This is a genomic window from uncultured Vibrio sp., assembly GCF_947488985.1.
GTDB lineage: Bacteria > Pseudomonadota > Gammaproteobacteria > Enterobacterales > Vibrionaceae > Vibrio.
In genome coordinates, this window is the sequence record NZ_CANLBV010000286.1 from 1 (window position 1) to 532 (window position 532).

General features: G+C 48.1%; 1 pseudogene. It reads left to right on the top strand.

The annotated features are described in order from the left end of the window. Nucleotides 1-393: pseudogene (locus Q1A70_RS20365) on the top strand (hypothetical protein); the annotation flags it as partial. Nucleotides 394-532 lie beyond the last annotated feature (139 nt).

Here is a 532-nt window from a genome sequence, read left to right on the forward strand (position 1 = left end):
CAGCTGACTAAACGTGATCTTAAAACCACCCCACCGGCACAAGTGAAGTTTGCTGACTCAATGGCCGTGAGTGAAATACGTTCAATCGTCACTACTCGCCAAGAAACAGCACAGAGCTTTGTCAGCCGTGACCATTTGATTATTAACCCGAATGAAAAGAAACGCTTGTTCAATGCCTCAGTTACACGGCTAGAGGCCATTATCCAAAACATTAGCGATACGGAAGTAGAAGCAATGATTGGTGATAGCAACGTTTCTGCCGTGGTCGGCCTACCAGTTATGGGGGACAGACAAGCCCCTTCAGGTATCACGATTACGGGAGGTGGTGAGCTTTGGGCGTATAACAACAGCAATCAACCTTTAAAACTGGCAATGATGGAGGTTCACCGATGAGCCACATCATGCCCCGTCGAGTGGTCGTAAAATACGACCCACTCACGGAACACCTTCAAAACCTACAGCCTGAACAAGTAGACGCATTGGAAATGATGCAAGGCGTTTACAGCAATCAGGTGGCATTAAGTGCGGCGGT